Raw genomic sequence first — 19,025 nt, forward strand, 5'->3', positions numbered from 1 at the left:
CCCGCCCAGGCGAACGTTGGCTGCGGTGTTAGGAGAACGTTAGGCAATTGCTGGCATGGTCGCTCCCATGAGGAATGGGAGCGGCCGATGACGTCTTGGATGCAGTGGAAGGGGCGGTGGTGCCCGTGGCTGCTGCCCCTGCTCCTTGCAGCCTGCGCCGGGCCTGCCCTTTTGGACCCGCCGCAGGCCGGCAACGCGTCCGACCCGGATGCAGGCAGGCAATTCGGGGCCATCTTCCAGCGCCATCCCGGCACGGCGACCGGCGGAGGCTCGCTGCCGACCGCCGAGGCCGCCGTCCTTCGAGTCATGGCGATCCCGTCGCACGGACGGGAAGCCTGGATCGACCCCTCGACCGCCGCGATCATGCAAGCACTCCTGGTCCAGCCCGATGCGACGCCTGGCCGGCCGGTGGCCGACGTGCGCCGCGCGCTCGATCTGACGGAGCGGATCTTGGACCAGTCCTTCGGCTTGGTCGGCCGCGACAGGTCCTGGTACGGCAGCGTTGGCCTCATCATGGCCAGCCTGCGGCGCGAGCTGGTAGGGATCGACCGCCGCTTAAGCTCGCTGCAGGACCGGAACCTGCCGGCAGAACAGCGGGCAACGCTGTCCAGGGAACTGCATGTGGTCGTTGCCGGTCTCTTGCTGGGGCGCGACCTGGACGGCGACGGGCGGGTCGATCCACGCCGGGACGTCGCCGGTTTGCTGCAGTTGCGCGACACGCTAGGCTACGCGACGGTGACTGACGGCGAGGATTGGAACTGCCGGGCCCTGCCGCCGTCTCTGGAGAGTGTCCTGGCCGATTATCGCCAGGAGATGCTGTGGTGTGATACACCGGCAACGGCGGAGGCGACGCCGCAGTCGTGACCGTAGGTCCGTCCGCAGCTCGATCCTGGTGAACCGTTGCCGGAAGCTTGGAGAACGACGATCCGCCTGGTGATTGGCAGTCGCAACTCGTCCCCTTGGTCGCTCGCGACCTGGCTGGCGATGCGGGTGTTCGACGTGCCGTTCGAAGACGTGCTGGTACCGCTGGACCGCCCGGAGACGGAAGGTCTGCTGCAGCGCTTCTCGCCTTCCGGGCGGCTGCCCGTGCTGGTCGACGGGAAGGTCACGATCTGGGAATCGCTGGCGATCCTGGAATATCTGGCGGAGCACCATCCGCAGATGTGGCCGGACGATCCCGCGGCGCGGGCACTGGCGCGTTCGGTCGCCACCGAGATCCATGGCGGGTTCACGGCGCTGGGCACCTTCTTGCCGATGGACATGATCGCGCGGTTCGCGCCGCCTGGCCGGCTGCTGCGCGCCGTCGCCATGGACGTAAAGCGGATCCGGCGCATCTGGACCGAGTTGCGCGGCACCTACGGGAAAACGGGCGGCGGGCCGTTCCTGTTCGGCAGGTTCACGATCGCGGACGCCATGTGTGCCCCGCTCGTCAGCCGCTTTGTGACCTATGCGCTGCCCCAGGATCCGCTCGTCGCGGCCTATGTCGAGGCGGTGATGGGACTGCCCGCCATGCGCGAATGGGTGGCAGAGGCCGGCTCAGAAGTCGCCGCCTTCGCCCGCGTGCCGACTCCCCCGTTCCACCGCACGGCGGCCGAGGCGCCGGTCCTGATCGAGGAGGATGCGCCGCCAGCACCCCGCGCCGCCGGTCTCCTGGGCCTGGACCGTCCTCAGCTCGAGGAAGTGCCGCAGCTTGCACCGGGCCCTGCTCCCGTCGCGGCCGCGAAGACCATGCCGGCACCTGCAACGGCCCTGGAAGCGAGCCCGGCCGGGAAGGCCGAAGCGCCCCAGGCCGCCGCCGCGACGGCGGCACCCCCGGCCATTCCGCCCGCGGCCCGGCCACAGCTCGACAAGGTCGACCGGCCTGCCATCGCTTATCTCGACGAGCCTCCCCGGCCGGCTGCGCGCGAGAACGCGACGGTCGAACGCACGGGACCAGCCTTGCCGCCTTCCGCCGCGGCCAGGGTTCCATCCGTCACCAGCGTGCCGCCGATCGGCTATCTGGACGAGCCGGCCACGCCACGTCGGGCACCGTCGCCAGGTGCGGTGCCGACTGGGCAGGACGAGGAGCGGCCTCAGCCGGAGCGAGCGGCACCTGCGCCCATCCCTGCCGTGACCGGCGCGCGCCCCGCCAGAACGTCCTCGCCCGAGCCGGGCCGGTCTCTTCCCGCGCCGGCGACCGGGCATCCACTGACCGTCCCGCCACGCGAGCCGCGTTTGTCCGCCCCGGCCCAGGTCCCGCCACCGCGCGCCGTGCCACCGGTCCGGCCTCCGGCGCAGCGCCCGTCGGTCGGGTCGCCACCTGCCACGCCGCCGCCGGCAACGACGCCGGCGCGACCCATGGCCAGCTCCGACCTGCCCCCGATGGTCAGACTCCGCCGGCCGGGGACCGCCGGGATGGACGATCCGGGCCTGCTGTCGAACCGGTTCGCGCGCGCCATCGCTGGCAACCGGCCGAGCGAATCCGGCGTGCCGGAAAGCCCGCCGGTCCGCCGTCCGAGCGCCGGAACCAGGCCGCCTGCGGCACAGAAGGACCCAGCAACGCCCGCCGACCCCGCTGCAGATCCAGGGTCCGTCGGGCCGGCCAGGCCTGCTCCCGTCCCGGAACCGCCAGCCGGACCGAGGACGATCCGTCCCTCCTCGATCAAGCCGATCGGGTTTTCGGGTCAGCGCCGGCGCTGACCGCAGCTCGCTGCCGGTCCGCAGGACCAGCCAGGCGCCGCGGCAGGAAAGCGTCCCGTCCTTCAGAAACCCCTCGCGCCCGGCCTTCGGGACCGGTCGACTTGCCAAGCCAGGCAGCGACCTCGCAGCGGGTGCCCCTAGGCCGACGATGGCGGTGGAGCCACGGGAGCGGCCTTGATCGACCCTGTCGGTGCACAGGCAGACAACTGATCCTGCCCTCCGGGCCAGAACATGCTCCCGTCCTCAACGTCCACCTGATCGGGGTCATGGTGGCTTGCACAGGCCCGTGCCGGCAAACGGGGCCTACGTCACGCCGCCACGCAAGCGCCAAGACGCTTGCTGGCCAAGCCAGGCCCGCAGCTGGCTGCGGGCGTCCGGCGGATGCCATTTGTGGCCGAACCCGCGCTCGTCTCGCTGCCCCTTCCGTTCCCTGACCCGCCGGTCCCGGCCAGGGATCCGTGCGGTACCGCCCTCGAACGACCACCGTCATTCGTTCGCGGACAGCACCCTGCAACAGGAAGCAGGCCTAGCGATCATGGCAGGAAGCGACCCAGGCGCTTTCGGCAGACGGCACTCCCGGAGCCGCGAGCGCCGCGCTCCTGGTCCAGCGGCTTCTCTCGCCCGCGTAGCGCGGGCGGTGGGAGCGGACAAGGGCGGGGGTTCGAGCCATGCCGTTCCCGACATGGGTGAAAGAGCGGCCAATCCATGTTCGCCACCAGGTGCCCGCGATACAAGGCGGATGGCTTCCCCTTGGCCTGCGCCGCCGCGCCACGCCGCCGCGGCCGCGCCGGGGCGACGTCTCCTGCCCCTCGCGGGCTTGATCGGTCCGGCGCCGATACCGACATCAGCCGGGTTCGTCCGTCCGTTGCTGGCCGGCCAGCCGGAGCAGGCTCTTCCCCGGCATGGCTCGTGGCACTAGGTTGCGCCCGGTCACGAGCCCGACGTCCGTTCCTTTCCATGGAAGCCGCATGTCCCCGACCCTGCCCGAAGAGGCGACTTCGACCAGCAGCGACGAGCCGGTCCGCACCGACATGATCGTCATCGGTGCGGGCCCGACCGGCCTGTTCACCGTGTTCGAGGCCGGCCTTTTAGGCCTGCGCTGCCATCTGGTCGACAACCTGGACAAGCCGGGCGGGCAGTGCGCGGAGCTCTACCCGGACAAGCCGATCTACGACATTCCGGCCCTGCCCCGCTGCACCGGCCAGGAGCTGACCGACAATCTGTTGGAGCAGGCGCGTCCCTTTGCGCCGGAGTTCCATCTGAACCAGCAGGCCGAGCGCCTGACGCGGCTGGACGACGGCCACTGGCAGCTGGTCACCTCGATCGGCACCGTGCTGGAAGCGCCGGTCATCGTGGTGGCGGCGGGTGCCGGCAGCTTCGTGCCGCGCCGCCTGCCGCTGCCGGAGGCCGAGGGCTTCGAGGGCACCAGCCTCCATTACGCCGTCCGCAAGATGGAGCATTTCCGCGACCGCCGCCTGCTGGTGGCCGGCGGCGGCGACTCCGCGCTGGACTGGCTCTTGAACCTCCAGCCGATCGCCCGCTCGGCAGCACTCGTGCATCGCCGTGACGAATTCCGCGCCGCCCCCGATTCGGTCGAGAAGATGCGGGCGCTGGTTGCGGCCGGGCAGGTCGGCCTGCATTTCGGGCAGATCGCCAAGCTGCACGGCAGCGACGGGCGCCTGGAAGCCGTGACGCTCGGCAAGACGGGCGGCGGCGAGGAAACCGTCGAGTGCGACACGGTGCTGGCCTTCTTCGGGCTGAAGATGGAGTTGGGGCCGCTGGCCAGCTGGGGACTCAACCTCGAGCGCAACCTGATCAAGGTCGACACCGAGGCGTTCGAGACCTCGCAGCCCGGCATCTTCGCGATCGGCGACATCTGCACCTATCCCGGCAAGCTGAAGCTGATCCTGTCGGGCTTCCATGAGGCGGCCCTGATGTGCCAGAAGGCGCACAAGTACTGCCGGCCGGAGCAGAAGCTCGTGTTCCGCTACACGACATCTTCGACGGAACTGCACAAACGCCTGGGCGTGGCCGACTGACGTCGCCGTTTGTCGCCCATCGACCACCACCGAACATGGATCGCCGCGCATGGCCGAATTGATCGTCATCGACCGCGAAGGAGTCGAGCACAGCATCACCGCGACCACCGGCTGGTCGGTGATGGAGATCGTGCGCGAAGCCGACCTCCCGATCGAAGCGGCCTGCGGCGGCTGCTGCGCCTGTGCCACCTGCCATGTCTACGTGTCCGGCGACTGGCTTTCCCGCCTGCCCGAAGTCGGCAAGGACGAGAGCAACATGCTGGACGAGGCGTTCCAGGTCCAGGACAACTCCCGGCTGTCCTGCCAGATCAAGTTCACCGAGGAACTGGACGGCCTGACCGTCACCCTCGCCCCGGAATTCTGAGCTAGACCGCGTTCGGGGCCGGCCCGCACAGCCAGTCGGCCACGACCTCGATCTGGTCCCGCTCGCCCAAGGATGGGGCGTGCCCGCAGTCGAGCAGGGTGACCAGCTCGGCCCGCGGTCCGCGATGGGTCATCTCCTGGGCGACTGACGTGGGCAGGAGCGCGCTTTCCGCACCGCGCAGCAGGAGGGTCGGGCAGGCGATCGCGTCGTAGCGCGGCCACAGGTCGATATCGGCCGCTTCCGTCTGCGTGAACGGCAGCTTGATTGCCGGGTCGTAATGCATCCGCCAGTCATGGCCGACCTTGCGTGCCGACCAGCGGGCAAGGTCCCGCCACCAGCCATCGTCCAGATGCCGCCCGAACCCGGCATGGATCGTGCGCAGATGCCGCTCGACCGCCTCCAGGTCGGGAAAGCGCAGGTCCAGCCCCAGATAGGCGCCGATCGGCGCCAACGCCTCCTTCGGCACGAACGCGCCGATGTCGTTCAGCACCAGCCGGCGGATCGGGCCGTCGACGCTGCCGGCGATCTCCATCCCGATCAGCCCGCCCATCGAGGTGCCGAGCCAGTCCACCGAGGACAGGCCCAGCATGCCGAGCCAAGTACGCAGGCAGTCCGCATAGACCGGCACCACGTAGTGCGCCGGATTGGAGAGCCAGGAGCTGCCGCCACGGCCAGGTACGTCGACTGCCAGCACCCTTGCACCGCGCAGGGCCAGTTCCGTCGCGATCCGGTCGAAGTCGTGGGCGTTGCGGGTGAGGCCATGGACACAGACGATCACCTGACCGGCGGCATGGTCGCTATGCTCCAGCCAGTGCAGCTCGATCGTGCCGTCGTCCGGCGTCTGCAAGGTGCATCGTTCGCTTCGCATGAAGCGCAGCATCGGGCGGCCGCCCGTGCCGGTCAACGGATCACGGAGCCGCCGCCTGTTCCAGTGAATCGGTTGCATGCGGCGGTTGATGATCTGGCCGTGATCGGCCACTTGAAGTGGACGTGCTGCTGGAGATCCGCTTGTCCATCGACCTGCCGCCCAGTCCGCGCCATGCGCTGCGCCAATTCTACACCACCGGTCCCGCCCCCTGCCCCTATCTGGAAGGCCGGACGGAGCGGCGGATCTACACGCTCCTGCGCCGCCACCCGCAGGAACAGGAGATCTTCGACCGGCTCAGCGAAAGCGGGTTCCGGCGCAGCCAGAACCTGATGTACCGGCCGGCCTGCCCCGGCTGCAACGCCTGCGTCCCCGTCCGCATCCCCGTCGACCGGTTCGTGCCGACCCGCAACGAGCGCAAGGTCCTCAAGCACAACGCCGACCTCACGATGCAGCCGGCTGCCGCGGTTGCGACCACCGAGCACTGGGAGCTGTTCCGCCGCTATCTCGGCGCGCGGCACGGCGATGGCGGCATGGCGGCCATGACCCGTGCCGATTTCGAGGCTATGGTGAGCGACTGGACGGTGGCCTCCCTGCTGATGGAGGGCCGCGACCCGTCGGGTCGCCTGCTGGCCGTCAGCCTCACCGATCGCCTCGCCTCGGGCTATTCCGGCGTCTACAAGTTCTTCGAGCCGACCGAGACCAGGCGCAGTCTCGGCACCTGGACGATCCTCCAGCTTGTGGAACAGGCGCGCCTGGATGGTCTGGCTTATGTCTATCTCGGCTACTGGATCGCCGGCAGCGAGAAGATGGACTACAAGGTCAGGTTCCGGCCGATCGAGCAGCTGACGGCCGAAGGCTGGGCGGACCTGCCCGAGCCATCGGCCGGCGGCACCGGACCGACCGACTGACCATGACAGGGAGCGCAGCATGACGGACCGGTTCAAGGCGATCGTCCTGGACCAGGCGGACGGCAAGACGACGGCACGCCTGGCCGAACTTGCCGAGAGCGACCTCATGCCGGGCAACGTCACCGTGGATGTCGCCTGGTCGACCCTGAACTACAAGGACGCGCTGGCGACCACCGGCAGCGCGCCGATCGTGCGCAGCTTTCCGTTCGTGCCGGGCATCGACTTTGCCGGCACCGTCCGCTCCTCCGGGGATGAGCGCTACCGGCCAGGCGACGAGGTCGTGCTGACCGGCTGGGGCGTCGGCGAACGCCATTTCGGCGGGCTTGCCCAGCGCGCACGCGTGTCGGCGGACTGGCTGGTGCCGATGCCGGATGGACTGACGTCGCGGACGGCCATGACGATCGGCACCGCAGGCTTCACGGCAGCGCTCTGCGTGCTGGAACTGGAGCGGCAGGGGGTGACGCCACATTCCGGCGAGGTGGTGGTCACCGGTGCCGCTGGGGGCGTCGGCAGCGTCGCCGTGGCGATGCTGGCCGCGGCCGGGTTCCGCGTCGTGGCCTCAACGGGCAAGACGACCGAGGCCGACTGGCTGCACGGCCTGGGCGCTGCCGACGTGATCGACCGGCGCCTGTTCCTCACGCCTGGCAAGGGACCGCTCGACAAGGCGCGCTTTGCCGGTGCCGTCGATACGGTAGGTGGCGCTACCCTGGCGGGGCTGTTGCGGACGATGTCGGCCGGAAGCACGGTGACGGCGGTCGGCAATGCCGGCGGGGCCGAGCTGTCGACCACGGTGTTCCCGTTCATCCTCCGGGGCGTGCGGCTGTGCGGGGTGGACTCGGTGCAGGTGCCGTTCGAGCCGCGCCAACAGGCTTGGCGGCGCCTGGCCAGGGACCTCGGCCCCGACAGCCTGGCCGCGATCACCAGCACGATCGGGCTGGCCGACGTCCCGGCCGCGGCGGCGGGCTTCCTGCAGGGCGCCGTGAAAGGCCGGATCGTGGTGGACACGCAGGGCTAGCGGACCGGCCCGCCAGCCCGCCCCGGCCATTCCACATGCACGAGCGGGCTTCCGCAGACCGGCCGCCCGTGCTACGTGCCGCCGCCGCGGACCAACGTCTTGACGGTGGCCCATGCCGCTTTGGCGGACAGCCGTCCGAGCCGTGGCCTTCAACGATCAATAACCGCGATCGATCCCGACCTTGCCGAACATCATGGTCCTGAACGGGCCGAACCTGAACATGCTGGGCTTGCGCCAGCCGGACATCTATGGCCGGACGACGCTCGCCGACGTTCATGCGATGGTGGAGAACGAGGCGCTGGCCCTGGGCTGCAGCGTGGACTTCCGGCAGAGCAACCATGAAGGCGTGCTCATCGACTGGATCCATGAGGCGCGCACGCGGGCCGATGCGATCGTGATCAATCCCGGTGGGCTGACCCACACCTCGGTGGCACTCATGGATGCGCTGTCGGCGGCGGAAAAGCCGGTCGTGGAGATCCACCTCTCCAACGTCCACCGCCGTGAGCCGTTTCGGCACCACTCCTACGTGTCGCTCGTTGCTACCGGCGTGATCTGCGGTTTCGGTGCCCATGGCTATGTCCTGGCGCTGCGTGCGGCTCACGACCTTTTGTCCCGTTCCCCTGCCGTTGCTCGAGATCAATGATGGCCAAGCTCGACGTCGAAACGAACTTCATCGAGAAGCTGGCGGAACTCCTCCAGCGTACCGGCCTGACCGAGATCGAGATCAACCAGGGCACCACGCGGATCCGCGTGGCCCGGCAGATCCAGATGGCGCCCATGGACGTCACGGCGCCCGTCTACCTGCAGGCACCCCAGGTCCCGCCGGCGGGACCCGCCGCCGCGGAGCCGGCGCCCGGGCCGGATGCCTCCCATCCCGGCATCGTCAAGTCGCCGATGGTCGGCACCGTCTATCTGGCGCCGGAGCCAGGCATGCCGCCCTATGCGGGAGTCGGCTCGGAGGTGAAGGAAGGGCAGACGCTGCTGATCATCGAGGCGATGAAGGTCATGAACGCGATCCGGGCGCCCAAGGCCGGGCGGGTCTTGCGGGTGTTCGTCGAGAACGCGGCACCCGTGGAATTCGGTGAACCACTCCTCGTCCTGGAGTGACCGGATTGTTCAAGAAGATCCTGATCGCCAACCGAGGCGAGATCGCCGTCCGGGTGCTCCGCGCCTGCCGCGAGATGGGCATCCAGACCGTGGCGGTGCATTCCACCGCCGATGCCTCGGCCATGCATGTGCGCTTTGCCGACGAGAGCGTGTGCATCGGGCCGCCCCAGGTCGCCGACAGCTACTTGAACAAGCTGTCCATCCTGGCCGCGGCCGAGATCACCGGGGCCGAGGCGATCCATCCCGGCTACGGCTTCCTCTCCGAGAACGCCGATTTCTGCCAGATGGTGGAGGAGCACGGCTTCGCCTTCATCGGTCCCACGCCCGAGCATATCCGGCTGATGGGCGACAAGATCGTCGCGAAGGACACGGCCAGGCGCCTGGGAATCCCCTGCGTGCCCGGCACCGATGGCCCGGTCGGCTCGGAAGAAGAGGCCTTCGCGGCGGCCGAAGAGATCGGCTGGCCCGTACTGATCAAGGCGGTGTCCGGCGGCGGCGGGCGCGGCATGACCGTCGTGCGCGACCGCGATCAGCTCCTGGACGCGCTCAGCATGGCGCGCGGCGAGGCCAAGGCCGGCTTCGGCGACGACCGGGTCTATATCGAGAAGTACCTGGCGGCCCCCCGCCATATCGAGGTGCAGGTTCTCTGCGACACCCACGGCCAGGTGCTCCATCTGGGCGAGCGCGACTGCTCCTTGCAGCGGCGCCACCAGAAGGTAGTGGAGGAAGCGCCCTCGCCGGTGCTGGATGCGGCGGACCGCGAGAAGCTCGGTGCGCTGGTCGCCAAGGCCATGGCAAAATTCGGCTATCGCGGTGCCGGGACGCTGGAATTCCTTTACGAGGACGGCCAGTTCTATTTCATCGAGATGAACACCCGCCTGCAGGTGGAGCATCCGGTGACGGAAGCCGTGACCCGCATCGACCTTGTGCGCGAGCAGATCCGGGTGGCGGCCGGCGAGAAGCTGGCCTTCTCTCAGGAGGACGTGGTCCTGTCCGGCCATGCGATCGAGTGCCGGATCACGGCGGAGAACCCGAAGACGCTGGCGCCGTCGCCAGGTCGGGTGACCGGCTACCATGCACCGGGCGGCCCGGGCGTGCGCATGGATTCGGCCCTCTACGCCGGCTACACGATCCCCCCCTACTACGACAGCCTGATCGCCAAGCTGATCGTCCACGACGTGGACCGGCCCACCTGCCTGCGCCGCCTCGAGCGCGCGCTCGCGGAATGCGTGATCGAGGGCGTGGACACCAACCTTCCGCTCCTGCGTGCCGTTCTCGGTACCAGTGCCTTCAAGGCCGGCCAGTACGATACCGGATGGCTCGGCAAGTTCATCGCCGACTGGGAGCCCCCGGTCGTCTGATGCGCAAGCCGGTGGCGATCGAAGACGACGACGAACGGACGATCACCCCGGAAATGCTGCTGACCGCCTACCGGTTCGGGGTGTTCCCGATGGCGGAAGCGGGCGACGACGAGACGATCTACTGGATCGACCCGAAGCATCGCGGGATCATCCCGCTTGACCGGTTCCACGTGCCCAAGCGCCTGGCCCGGACGCTCCGGGCCGGCCGCTTCCAGATGACGGCCGACCGGGCATTCGCTCAGGTCATCCGTGCCTGCGCCGACCAGACGCCGACCCGTCCCAGCACATGGCTGAACGAGCAGCTGATCGGCCTCTACGTGGAGTTGCACCGGCGCGGCCACGCCCACAGCGTGGAAACTTGGCTGGACGGCGAACTGGTGGGCGGGCTGTACGGCGTGTCGCTGGGGGCGGCCTTTTTCGGCGAGAGCATGTTCAGCCGGGCGACCGACGCCTCCAAGGCCGCCCTGGTCGATCTGGTGGCCCGCCTGCACAAGGGCGGCTACGTGCTGCTCGACACCCAGTTCGTGACGAGCCACCTCAGCCGGTTCGGCGCGATCGAGATCGAGCAGGAAGAATACCGGCGGCGCCTGCAATATGCGCTGACCCTGCCTTCCCTCTTCCCGGTCGAGGAAGTTCAGCCCGGATCCGGCAGTACGTCCGGCGTCACTTCGTCCGGCCCCGCGAGCGGATCGGCGCAGCCGGTCAGCCAGACATCGTAGACCGGGTGCTCCAGCGCGTGCAGTGATGGGCTGGACGCATACACCCAGCCCGAGAAGATGCGATCCCGACGGTCCTGGTCGAGGTCGTCGATCTCGATGAAGGCGGCAGCCTCCGGAGTCTCCGTCGGCGGCGAGGTGAAGCAGGCCTTCAGCGTGATCAGCAGCGTGTTGAAGCGGACCGGCTGGTCCAGCGTCACCTCGATCCGCGCGACCCGGGCCGTGACCTTGTCCAGCCCCTGCATCTCCGCCTTGTTGTTCGGCACGGTAGGCCCGTCGGCCAGCGCCGGCAGGACTGCAAGGCAGCCGCCCAGGGCCAGGACCGTCAGGCAGGCAGGCCGCCTCAATGTCGACATCATGGAGTGGAGAAGATGTCGTCGGCCGGCTTCTGCTCGCCGCCGGCGGCACCGGACGCAGCACCGCCACCCGATCCGCCCTGTGCGCTGCCACCCTGGCTGAAGATGTAGCGGCCGATCAGGTCCTCGATGCTGATCGAGGACTGCGTCAGCGTGATTACGCCGCCCGGCCCGAGCTCCTTCTCGTCGCCCCCCGGCACGATCGACAGATACTTGCCGCCGATCAGGCTGGCGCTGGCCACGGAGGCGGAACTGTCGGAGGGCAGCTTGATGTCGTTCTGCACGGAGAAACGGACCTCGGCGCGGAAGGTCTGCGGGTCCAGCGTCTTGGCCGTGACCGTACCGATCTTGACGCCGCTGATCCGGGCGTCCGCGCCCACCTCGATGCCATCCGCGCGGTCGAACCGGGCGATCAACTCATAGCCGTTCGGGCTGCCCAGGTTGCTGCGCCCATAGGCCCAGACCAGGAAGCCACAGGCGACCAGGAGCACCAGGGCGCCGAGCACGGTCTCGACGATAGAGCGGGCCATGCAGTTCGTTCTCCGGCATCTCTTCGAACAATCAATGCGGTCAGGTAGCGCCTTGGGGCCGAACCCTCAACCTCGGCGGCTCAACTGGCCGCCGGCTTCTCGTCCAGTCCCAGCACGGCGCGCGCGAACGATTCCGCCTCGAAAGGCTTCAGATCCTCGATCGCCTCGCCCACGCCCAGCGCATGGATCGGCAGGTGGAACCGTTCCGCGAGCGACACGACCACCCCGCCCTTGGCCGTTCCGTCCAGCTTGGTCACGACCAGGCCGCTCACGTCCACGATCTCCTTGAACACCTCGACCTGCCGGTGCGCGTTCTGCCCGGTCGTGCCGTCCAGCACCAGCACGGTGTCGTGCGGGGCGGACGGGTCGACCTTCTTGATCACCCGGATGATCTTCTTCAACTCGTCCATGAGCGCCGCCTTGTTGTGCAGCCGCCCGGCCGTGTCGATCATCAGAATGTCGGCGCCCTGCGCCTTCGCCTTCTCCAGGGCGGAATAGGCCAGCGCCGCCGGGTCGGAGCCTTGCGTTGCCGCCAGCACCGGCACGCCGTTGCGCTCGCCCCAGACCTGCAGCTGCTCCACGGCCGCGGCCCGGAACGTGTCGCAGGCGGCCAGCACCACCTTCAGCCCGGCATCGGTCGCCATCTTGGCGAGCTTGCCGATGGTCGTGGTCTTGCCGGTCCCGTTCACGCCGCACACCAGGATGACCTGCGGGATGACGTCGCGGGACGGGATTGGCCTGGCATAGGGCTTGAGGATTCGCCCGACCTCGGCCGCCAGCACCTGGCGGACCTCCTGGTCGGTCACGTCCCGGCCCCAGCGCTCCTTCTTCAGGTGCGCGACGAGGCGCGCGGAGGTGTCGACGCCCATGTCGGCCACGATGAGCGCTTCCTCCAGCTCGTCCAGCATCTCCTGGTCGAGCTTCTTCTTCACGAAGATGGCGGAAATCGATCCGGTGAGCTGGCCCGAGGTCTTGGATAGACCGGACTTCAGGCGCTGCCACCAGCTGGTGGGTTCGGTGGTCATTCTACGAGCGCCTGAACGATGGCGAGCACTTCGTCCATGATGGAATCGGGTACCTTTTCGTGAAACCGGCCACTGCGTGCCTTCATGTCGATGGTCCGGAGCTCGTGGCACAGGATCATGCCGGCCGTGGCCGTCCCGGCCCCCATCAACGTGACCGTCCAACCGCCAGCGCGGGCAAAGCTGGCGCCCGTCGTGCTGATAGGGCAGACAAGCGGCTTTCCCATCAAGTTGAAAGCTCTGGGAGAAACGATGAGGGCATAGTGAGCGCCACGAAGCTCGCGGCCGGCGGCAGGGCTGAAATCGAGGTGCCAGATATCGCCTCGATCCACTACCAGTATTCCTTGCCTGCCGGCGGCATCTCCGACCAGGCCTTCTCCTCGTCGGTAAACGGAGCATTCAGGTCGCACTTGGCCATGAGCTCTTCGACCGTATATCGCCGCTTCCGTGTCGCCGGCCGTACCTCCAGGACGCCGTCATTGACGTGAAGGCTGACCGGGGCGTTCACATCCAGGCCGAGGCTCTTGAGGATCGGCCTGGGGATGGCGAGCATCACGGAACCGCCAACGGCACGCAGGTGTGTCTCGAGCATGGGCAGCCTCCATCATGTTTTACATATATAAAACATGGATGGGCAATCTTCAATGGTCCGTGGCGCTGCCCTAGGCCGCCCGCTCGCCCACCAGCACGCCACCCTCCACGCCGGCGATCCGGACGTCCACGAGCGTGCCGGGCTGGGGATCGTCGTTCGCCGCGAGCTTGACCGGCGCGAAGTGCCTAGTGTGCCCGGCCCCGCCGCGTTCCACCAGCAGCTCCCGCACCCGCCCCTGCTCGCTCGCGAAGAAGCGCGCCACCGCCGCGGCACCCTCGGCCCGCAGGATGGCCGCCCGCTCCTTGCGCAGCATCGGGTCGACCTGGGGCATCCGCGCGGCCGGCGTGTTCTGGCGCGGGCTGTAGGGAAACACGTGCAGCCAGGTGAGCCCGGCCTCCTCGACGATCCGCCGCGTGTTCTCGAACATGCCGTCGGTCTCGGTGGGGAAGCCCGCGATGATGTCGGCGCCGAACACCAGGTCCGGGCGCAGGCTGCGCAGCCGGTGGGTGAGCGCCAGCACGTCCTCGCGGGAATGGCGCCGCTTCATCCGTTTCAGCGTCAGCGTGTCGCCCGCCTGGAGCGACAGGTGCAGATGCGGCATCAGCCGCGGCTCGCCCGCGATCAGCTCCAGCAGGTCGTCGTCCATCTCCGCCGGGTCGATCGAGGACAGGCGCAGCCGCGGCAGCTCCGGCACCGCCCGCAGCACGGCCTTCATCAGTCCGCCCAGCGTCGGCGCGTCCTCCAGGTCCTTGCCATAGGAGGTGATGTCCACCCCGGTCACCACGACCTCGCGATAGCCCTGCCCGGCCAGCAGCCGGGTCTGCGCCACCACGTCCGCCACCGGCACCGAGCGCGAGGGGCCGCGGCCGAAGGGAATGATGCAGAAGGTGCAGCGATGGTCGCAGCCGTTTTGGACCTGCAGGAAGGCGCGCGACCGGCCGTCGAAGCCCGGCACGAGGTGCCCGGCCATCGCCTTGACCGCCATGATGTCGCCGACCTTCGCCCGCTCCGGTCCGTCGCCGGCCAAGTTCGTCCATGTGAGCGGCTTCAGCTTTTCCTCGTTGCCGATCACATGGTCGACCTCTTCCATCGCCGTCCATCTGGCAGGATCGACCTGGACCGCGCAGCCGGTCACCACGATCTTCCTGCCGGGATGGGTCCGCCTGGCCTTGCGCACCGCCTGGCGGACCTGCCGCTCGGCTTCGGCCGTCACGGTGCAGGAATGGACGATCACCAGCTCGTCCAGGCCGGCGTCCTCGGCGTGACGGCGCATCACCTCGGACTCGAAGCTGTTCAGCCGGCAGCCGAAGGTCAGGACATCGATCTCGCTCATGATGCGGAGGGTGCCATCTCGCTGCTGATCACGCCGCGATAGGCAAGCGAGGCAGGCCCGGTCATCACGACGCCGTTCATCCCGTCCCACTCAAGCTGGAGTTCGCCGCCGTCGAGCTGGAATCTGACCCGGCCGTCCACCAGCCCCTTCTTCACCAGCGCCACCATGGCGGCGCAGGCACCGCTGCCGCAGGCCAGGGTCAGGCCGACGCCCCGCTCGAACACGCGCAGGCGGGCCGATGAGCGGTCGAGCACCTGGACGAAGCCGATATTGGCCCGCTCGGGGAACATCGCGTGCCGCTCGAGCGTCGGGCCCATGCCGGCGACATCGATGCTCTCCAGGTGGTCCACCACGAACACCGCATGGGGATTGCCCATGTTGACCGCGAACGGCCGGGGCAGGCCCGCGATGTCCAGGGGCACGTCCTCGGCCGCGCAATCATGCGCCAGGGGGATCTGGTCCCAGGCCAGTTTCGGCGCGCCCATGTCCACCGACCAGCCCATGCCGTCCCGCACGGCACGCAGGATGCCGCGCGCGGTGCGCAGGCCGATCTCGTTCTTGCCGGTTTCCTCGTGGATCATCCGGGCCACGCAGCGCGTGGCATTGCCGCAGGCCCCGGACTCGCTGCCGTCGGCATTGAAGAAGCGCACATGCGCGTCGAGTTCCGGGTCCTCGTCGACCACGACGAGCTGGTCGAAGCCGATGCCGCGATGGCGGTCGGCGATCTGGCTGATCCAGGCAGGATCGATGGGACCCGGCATCTGACGCTCGTCCAGCAGGACGAAGTCGTTGCCGAGCCCATGCATCTTCGTGAAGGGCACCGTAGTCATGGTCGGGCCTGATCGCAGACTAATGTTGGCTTCGCAATCACGGAACCGCCGTTTCCTTGACAATTGGATGGCGCGGTGCTCAAGAGAGCCGCGCTTCGCGGGTCCATCTCGCGGAGGCGGTTTTCTATACGCTGACGCGTTCCTTGAATCTACCCGTGGCGACAACCCACCTGTGGATCGGGACGCTCGGAACGACCGGGACCATGTTCGAGAACCTTACCACCCGCCTCGGTGGCGTGTTCGACCGGCTGCGCCGGCGAGGAGCGCTGTCCGAGGCCGATGTCGGCGAAGCGCTGCGCGAGATCCGCGTGGCGTTGCTGGAGGCCGACGTCGCGCTGCCGGTGGTGAAGGACTTCGTCGCCGGCATCAAGGAACGCGCGATCGGCCAGGAGGTGATCCGCTCGATCACGCCCGGCCAGCAGATCGTCAAGATCGTCCATGACCGGCTGATCGAGCTGTTGGGCGGCTCGGAGCAGGTCGGGCTCGATCTTGGCTCGCCACCCTCGGTCATCCTGATGTGCGGCCTGCAGGGCTCGGGCAAGACGACCACGTCCGGCAAGCTGGCGCTGCGGCTCAAGAACCGCGAGCGCAAGAAGGTGCTCCTGGCCTCGCTCGACGTGCAGCGCCCGGCTGCGCAAAAGCAGCTGGAAGTGCTGGCGCAGCAGACCGGCGTCGGCAGCCTGCCGATCGTGGCCGGCCAGAAGCCCGTCGAGATCACCGAGCGCGCCATGGCTACGGCCAGGCGCGAGGGCTACGACGTCCTCATCCTGGACACGGCCGGTCGTCTGCAGATCGACGACCAGCTCATGGACGAGCTGGCCGAGGTGAAACTCCTGGCCGAGCCGCAGGAAACCCTGCTGGTGGCCGATGGGCTGACCGGCCAGACCGCGGTCGACGTCGCCAAGACCTTCGCCGACGAGATCGGCATCGACGGCATCGTCCTCACCCGCATGGACGGCGATGCCCGCGGCGGTGCGGCGCTTTCGATGCGGCACATCACCGGCAAGCCCATCAAGTTCGTGGGCGTCGGCGAGAAGCTGGACGCGCTCGAAGCCTTCATCGCCGAGCGGGTCGCCGGCCGCATCCTCGACATGGGCGACGTGGTCAGCCTGGTCGAGAAGGCGGTCGAGAACATCGACCGCGACGAGGCCGAGAAGCTCGCCAAGAAGGTCCAGAAGGGCAGGTTCGACCTGTCCGACTACCGCTCGCAGCTCGTGCAGATGAAGAAGATGGGCGGCATGCAGGGCATGCTCGCTTCGCTGCCTGGCGTGCAGAAGATCAAGAAGCAGCTGGAAGACAAGAACGTCGACGAGCGCGTCTTCGTTCGCCACACCGCGATCATCGACAGTATGACGCCGCTCGAGCGCCGGGACCCGGACAAGCTCAACGCGTCGCGCAAGCGTCGCATCGCGAAAGGCTCCGGCACCACGGTGCAGGACATCAACCAGCTCCTGAAGCAGCATCGCCAGATGCAGGACATGATGAAACAGATGAAGAAGATGGGGGGCCTGCAGAACCTGCTGGGCAAGCTCCCCAAGGGCATGATCCCGCAGGGAATGCTGCCCAGGATGTGAGTTCTTCTTCGCTCTGTTTCGTTTCCCGCTCGTTCGAACCTAGGAAGACATTGATGTCGGTGAAGATCCGCCTTGCCCGCGCCGGCGCCAAGAAGCGCCCCTACTACAAGATCGTGGCCGCCAGCAGCCGCTCGCCGCGCGACGGCCGCTTTTTGGAGCGCCTGGGCTCCTATGATCCGATCCGTCCATCCGAGGACCCGAACCGCCTCGTGCTGAACGAGGAGCGGATCAAGCATTGGCTGTCCGTGGGCGCCCTGCCGACCGACCGCGTCGCCCGCTTCCTGGACAAGGCCGGCATCGTGCCGGGTGCCACCGTCCAGCGCGGTACCGGCAAGCGCGCCGAAGAGATCGCCGCGAAGAAGGCCACGGACGCCGAAGCGACCGCCTGAGCCAGTCCGGTTCACAAGCGGTCTGGCTGGCCTGGACAGGGGCCGGAGGTCGATCGCCTCCGGCTTCAAGCGGACCGAAGGCCGACAGGCCCCATGGAGAGTGAGGATCGATGGCCGAGGGTGCCGCCGAGCGCATGGTGTGCGTTGCCGCAGTGGCGACGGCCCATGGCGTGCGCGGTCATCTCAAGCTCAAGACCTTCACCGAGATCCCCGAGAACGCCGCCACCTATGGCCCGGTCTATGACGGGAAGGGCAACCGCCTCTTCCGCATGGACGTGGTGAGCGTGCTCGACAACGGCCTGATCGTGAAGGCCGAAGGGATCACCGACCGCAACGCTGCCGAGCGCCTGCGCGGGACCGCCCTCTTCGTGCCGCGCAGCGTGCTGCCGGCGACCGAGGAGGACGAGTTCTACCATGAGGACCTGATCGGCCTGCGCGCGGAGGACACCGCCGGGCAGCTGATTGGCGAGGTGGTGGGCATCCAGGACTTCGGCGCCGGCGACATCCTGGAGGTGCGGGCACCGGACGGGACGTCCCACGACTTCCCCTTCACCAAGGCGGTGGTCCCGCTCGTCGACCTTGCCGGGCGCAGGGTCGTGATCGACCCGCCGGTGGAGGTGGAGTGATGCCATTCGCCGCCTCGGTCGTCACGATCTTCCCGGAGATGTTCCCGGGCCCGCTCGGCCAGTCCCTGACCGGCAGGGCCCTGGAGCGGGGCGACTGGTCGCTCCAGGCCATCAACCCGCGCAGCTTCACGGCCGATCGCCACCAGTCGGTGGACGACACCCCGTTCGGCGGCGGTGCCGGCATGGTGATGCGTCCGGACGTCATCGCCGCTGCTTTGGATGCGGCAGCGCCTGATGGCGACGAGCGGCCGAGGATCTACCTGACGCCGCGCGGCCGGCGCTTTGTCCAGGCCGATGCCCGCCGTCTGGCCGATGGCCCGGGCGTGGTCCTGCTCTGCGGGCGCTACGAGGGCGTCGACCAGCGCGTGATCGAGAGCCGTGGCCTGGACGAGGTCTCGATCGGCGACTTCGTGCTCTCCGGCGGCGAGCTTGCCGCCTTCCTCGTCCTCGATTCGGTCGTGCGCCTGCTGCCGGGTGTGCTCGGCTCCGCCTCATCATTGGCTGAGGAAAGCTTTGAGGACGGGCTGCTCGAATATCCCCATTATACGCGTCCGGCGGTCTGGGAAGGCCGCTCGGTGCCTGAGATTCTCCTATCCGGCCATCATGGGCGGATAAGGGATTGGCGGCGGGAGCAGGCGAAAGCCGTCACGCTCGCCCGACGCCCCGACCTGATCGGGGCCAAGAACGTCGAACTCCACCTTGAAGGACAGTGATCC

22 protein-coding genes are annotated in these 19,025 nt (G+C 68.4%); 14 read left to right on the plus strand and 8 right to left on the minus strand.

Annotated elements, in window-relative coordinates; translation table 11 throughout:
* Positions 1–87: 87 nt before the first annotated feature.
* The 4 genes from VHL31_RS15960 to VHL31_RS15975 all read left to right on the plus strand — a co-directional run bounded on the left by VHL31_RS15960 (position 88) and on the right by VHL31_RS15975 (position 5,082).
* A complete protein-coding gene (locus VHL31_RS15960; protein ID WP_329662222.1) occupies positions 88–864 on the plus strand; it encodes a hypothetical protein in 777 nt (258 codons plus the stop codon).
* Between the two features lie 69 nt (positions 865–933).
* A complete protein-coding gene (locus VHL31_RS15965) occupies positions 934–2,679 on the plus strand; it encodes a glutathione S-transferase family protein (RefSeq protein WP_329662223.1) in 1,746 nt (581 codons plus the stop codon).
* Positions 2,680–3,647: 968 nt separating this feature from the next.
* On the plus strand, positions 3,648–4,718 hold the full coding sequence (locus VHL31_RS15970; RefSeq protein ID WP_329662224.1) for an NAD(P)/FAD-dependent oxidoreductase: 1,071 nt from the start codon (positions 3,648–3,650) through the stop codon (positions 4,716–4,718).
* A 49-nt stretch (positions 4,719–4,767) separates the two neighbouring features.
* The gene (locus tag VHL31_RS15975) at positions 4,768–5,082 is read left to right on the plus strand and encodes a 2Fe-2S iron-sulfur cluster-binding protein (RefSeq protein ID WP_329662225.1); all 315 of its coding nucleotides are present in this window, start codon (positions 4,768–4,770) and stop codon (positions 5,080–5,082) included.
* Between the two features lies 1 nt (position 5,083).
* Here the strand turns inward: VHL31_RS15975 and VHL31_RS15980 are convergent, their stop codons facing one another.
* Positions 5,084–6,028, minus strand: a complete 945-nt coding sequence (locus VHL31_RS15980; protein WP_329662226.1) for an alpha/beta hydrolase — start codon at positions 6,026–6,028, stop codon at positions 5,084–5,086.
* Between the two features lie 62 nt (positions 6,029–6,090).
* On the opposite strand from VHL31_RS15980, the gene VHL31_RS15985 reads away from it, so the two are divergent.
* The 6 genes from VHL31_RS15985 (at position 6,091) to aat (ending at position 11,060) form a co-directional block, all read left to right on the plus strand.
* The gene (locus tag VHL31_RS15985) at positions 6,091–6,858 is read left to right on the plus strand and encodes an arginyltransferase (protein WP_329662227.1); all 768 of its coding nucleotides are present in this window, start codon (positions 6,091–6,093) and stop codon (positions 6,856–6,858) included.
* Positions 6,859–6,877: 19 nt separating this feature from the next.
* On the plus strand, positions 6,878–7,873 hold the full coding sequence (locus tag VHL31_RS15990; RefSeq protein WP_329662228.1) for an MDR family oxidoreductase: 996 nt from the start codon (positions 6,878–6,880) through the stop codon (positions 7,871–7,873).
* A 181-nt stretch (positions 7,874–8,054) separates the two neighbouring features.
* Positions 8,055–8,516 (plus strand): type II 3-dehydroquinate dehydratase, encoded by a 462-nt coding sequence (gene aroQ, locus VHL31_RS15995; protein WP_329662229.1) that lies wholly within the window; start codon positions 8,055–8,057, stop codon positions 8,514–8,516.
* On the plus strand, positions 8,516–8,980 hold the full coding sequence (gene accB, locus VHL31_RS16000; protein ID WP_329662230.1) for an acetyl-CoA carboxylase biotin carboxyl carrier protein: 465 nt from the start codon (positions 8,516–8,518) through the stop codon (positions 8,978–8,980). The genes aroQ and accB overlap by 1 nt, the downstream gene beginning before the upstream one ends.
* 5 nt (positions 8,981–8,985) lie before the next feature.
* A complete protein-coding gene (gene accC, locus VHL31_RS16005; RefSeq protein WP_329662231.1) occupies positions 8,986–10,341 on the plus strand; it encodes an acetyl-CoA carboxylase biotin carboxylase subunit in 1,356 nt (451 codons plus the stop codon).
* Complete coding sequence (gene aat / locus VHL31_RS16010; protein WP_329662232.1) at positions 10,341–11,060, plus strand: leucyl/phenylalanyl-tRNA--protein transferase; 720 nt, start codon at positions 10,341–10,343, stop codon at positions 11,058–11,060. The genes accC and aat overlap by 1 nt, the downstream gene beginning before the upstream one ends.
* Here aat and VHL31_RS16015 read toward each other — a convergent pair.
* The 7 genes from VHL31_RS16015 to dapF form a co-directional block, all read right to left on the minus strand.
* A complete protein-coding gene (locus VHL31_RS16015; protein ID WP_329662233.1) occupies positions 10,976–11,404 on the minus strand; it encodes a DUF2155 domain-containing protein in 429 nt (142 codons plus the stop codon). The genes aat and VHL31_RS16015 overlap by 85 nt on opposite strands.
* Positions 11,405–11,412: 8 nt before the next feature.
* Entirely contained in the window at positions 11,413–11,943 is a 531-nt protein-coding gene (mlaD, locus tag VHL31_RS16020; RefSeq protein ID WP_329662234.1) for an outer membrane lipid asymmetry maintenance protein MlaD, read from the minus strand.
* A gap of 80 nt (positions 11,944–12,023) precedes the next feature.
* Positions 12,024–12,968 carry a signal recognition particle-docking protein FtsY gene (ftsY, locus tag VHL31_RS16025; RefSeq protein ID WP_329662235.1) on the minus strand — a complete coding sequence of 315 codons (945 nt, stop codon included), beginning with the start codon at positions 12,966–12,968 and terminating at the stop codon, positions 12,024–12,026.
* Positions 12,965–13,297, minus strand: coding sequence for a type II toxin-antitoxin system PemK/MazF family toxin (locus VHL31_RS16030; protein ID WP_329662236.1), 333 nt, complete (start codon positions 13,295–13,297; stop codon positions 12,965–12,967). The genes ftsY and VHL31_RS16030 overlap by 4 nt, the downstream gene beginning before the upstream one ends.
* A complete protein-coding gene (locus VHL31_RS16035) occupies positions 13,297–13,557 on the minus strand; it encodes an antitoxin (protein WP_329662237.1) in 261 nt (86 codons plus the stop codon). Before VHL31_RS16035 ends, VHL31_RS16030 begins: the two co-directional genes overlap by 1 nt.
* Positions 13,558–13,627: 70 nt before the next feature.
* The gene (gene mtaB / locus VHL31_RS16040) at positions 13,628–14,890 is read right to left on the minus strand and encodes a tRNA (N(6)-L-threonylcarbamoyladenosine(37)-C(2))-methylthiotransferase MtaB (RefSeq protein ID WP_329662238.1); all 1,263 of its coding nucleotides are present in this window, start codon (positions 14,888–14,890) and stop codon (positions 13,628–13,630) included.
* Entirely contained in the window at positions 14,887–15,720 is an 834-nt protein-coding gene (dapF, locus tag VHL31_RS16045; RefSeq protein WP_329662239.1) for a diaminopimelate epimerase, read from the minus strand. The genes mtaB and dapF overlap by 4 nt, the downstream gene beginning before the upstream one ends.
* Before the next feature lie 203 nt (positions 15,721–15,923).
* On the opposite strand from dapF, the gene ffh reads away from it, so the two are divergent.
* From ffh to trmD, 4 genes are all read left to right on the plus strand, one after another.
* Positions 15,924–17,294: a signal recognition particle protein gene (ffh, locus tag VHL31_RS16050; RefSeq protein ID WP_349262461.1), complete on the plus strand. Its 1,371-nt coding sequence runs from the start codon at positions 15,924–15,926 to the stop codon at positions 17,292–17,294.
* 53 nt (positions 17,295–17,347) lie between these two features.
* On the plus strand, positions 17,348–17,683 hold the full coding sequence (rpsP, locus tag VHL31_RS16055) for a 30S ribosomal protein S16 (RefSeq protein WP_349262458.1): 336 nt from the start codon (positions 17,348–17,350) through the stop codon (positions 17,681–17,683).
* A gap of 110 nt (positions 17,684–17,793) precedes the next feature.
* Positions 17,794–18,309, plus strand: coding sequence for a ribosome maturation factor RimM (rimM, locus tag VHL31_RS16060; protein WP_329662241.1), 516 nt, complete (start codon positions 17,794–17,796; stop codon positions 18,307–18,309).
* Entirely contained in the window at positions 18,309–19,022 is a 714-nt protein-coding gene (gene trmD / locus VHL31_RS16065; RefSeq protein WP_329662242.1) for a tRNA (guanosine(37)-N1)-methyltransferase TrmD, read from the plus strand. Before rimM ends, trmD begins: the two co-directional genes overlap by 1 nt.
* Positions 19,023–19,025: the final 3 nt, after the last annotated feature.

The sequence above is a fragment of the Geminicoccus sp. genome (assembly GCF_036263595.1).
In the GTDB taxonomy this organism is placed as follows: Bacteria; Pseudomonadota; Alphaproteobacteria; order Geminicoccales; family Geminicoccaceae; genus Geminicoccus.

Coding starts and splice junctions, on each gene's coding strand:
- VHL31_RS15960 (WP_329662222.1), top strand. CDS start 88: ATGACGTCTTGGATGCAGTGGAAGGGGCGGTGGTGCCCGTGGCTGCTG.
- VHL31_RS15970 (WP_329662224.1), top strand. CDS start 3,648: ATGTCCCCGACCCTGCCCGAAGAGGCGACTTCGACCAGCAGCGACGAG.
- VHL31_RS15975 (WP_329662225.1), top strand. CDS start 4,768: ATGGCCGAATTGATCGTCATCGACCGCGAAGGAGTCGAGCACAGCATC.
- VHL31_RS15980 (WP_329662226.1), bottom strand. CDS start 6,028: ATGCAACCGATTCACTGGAACAGGCGGCGGCTCCGTGATCCGTTGACC.
- VHL31_RS15990 (WP_329662228.1), top strand. CDS start 6,878: ATGACGGACCGGTTCAAGGCGATCGTCCTGGACCAGGCGGACGGCAAG.
- accB (WP_329662230.1), top strand. CDS start 8,516: ATGGCCAAGCTCGACGTCGAAACGAACTTCATCGAGAAGCTGGCGGAA.
- aat (WP_329662232.1), top strand. CDS start 10,341: ATGCGCAAGCCGGTGGCGATCGAAGACGACGACGAACGGACGATCACC.
- mlaD (WP_329662234.1), bottom strand. CDS start 11,943: ATGGCCCGCTCTATCGTCGAGACCGTGCTCGGCGCCCTGGTGCTCCTG.
- ftsY (WP_329662235.1), bottom strand. CDS start 12,968: ATGACCACCGAACCCACCAGCTGGTGGCAGCGCCTGAAGTCCGGTCTA.
- VHL31_RS16035 (WP_329662237.1), bottom strand. CDS start 13,557: ATGCTCGAGACACACCTGCGTGCCGTTGGCGGTTCCGTGATGCTCGCC.
- mtaB (WP_329662238.1), bottom strand. CDS start 14,890: ATGAGCGAGATCGATGTCCTGACCTTCGGCTGCCGGCTGAACAGCTTC.
- dapF (WP_329662239.1), bottom strand. CDS start 15,720: ATGACTACGGTGCCCTTCACGAAGATGCATGGGCTCGGCAACGACTTC.
- ffh (WP_349262461.1), top strand. CDS start 15,924: ATGTTCGAGAACCTTACCACCCGCCTCGGTGGCGTGTTCGACCGGCTG.
- rpsP (WP_349262458.1), top strand. CDS start 17,348: ATGTCGGTGAAGATCCGCCTTGCCCGCGCCGGCGCCAAGAAGCGCCCC.
- rimM (WP_329662241.1), top strand. CDS start 17,794: ATGGCCGAGGGTGCCGCCGAGCGCATGGTGTGCGTTGCCGCAGTGGCG.
- trmD (WP_329662242.1), top strand. CDS start 18,309: ATGCCATTCGCCGCCTCGGTCGTCACGATCTTCCCGGAGATGTTCCCG.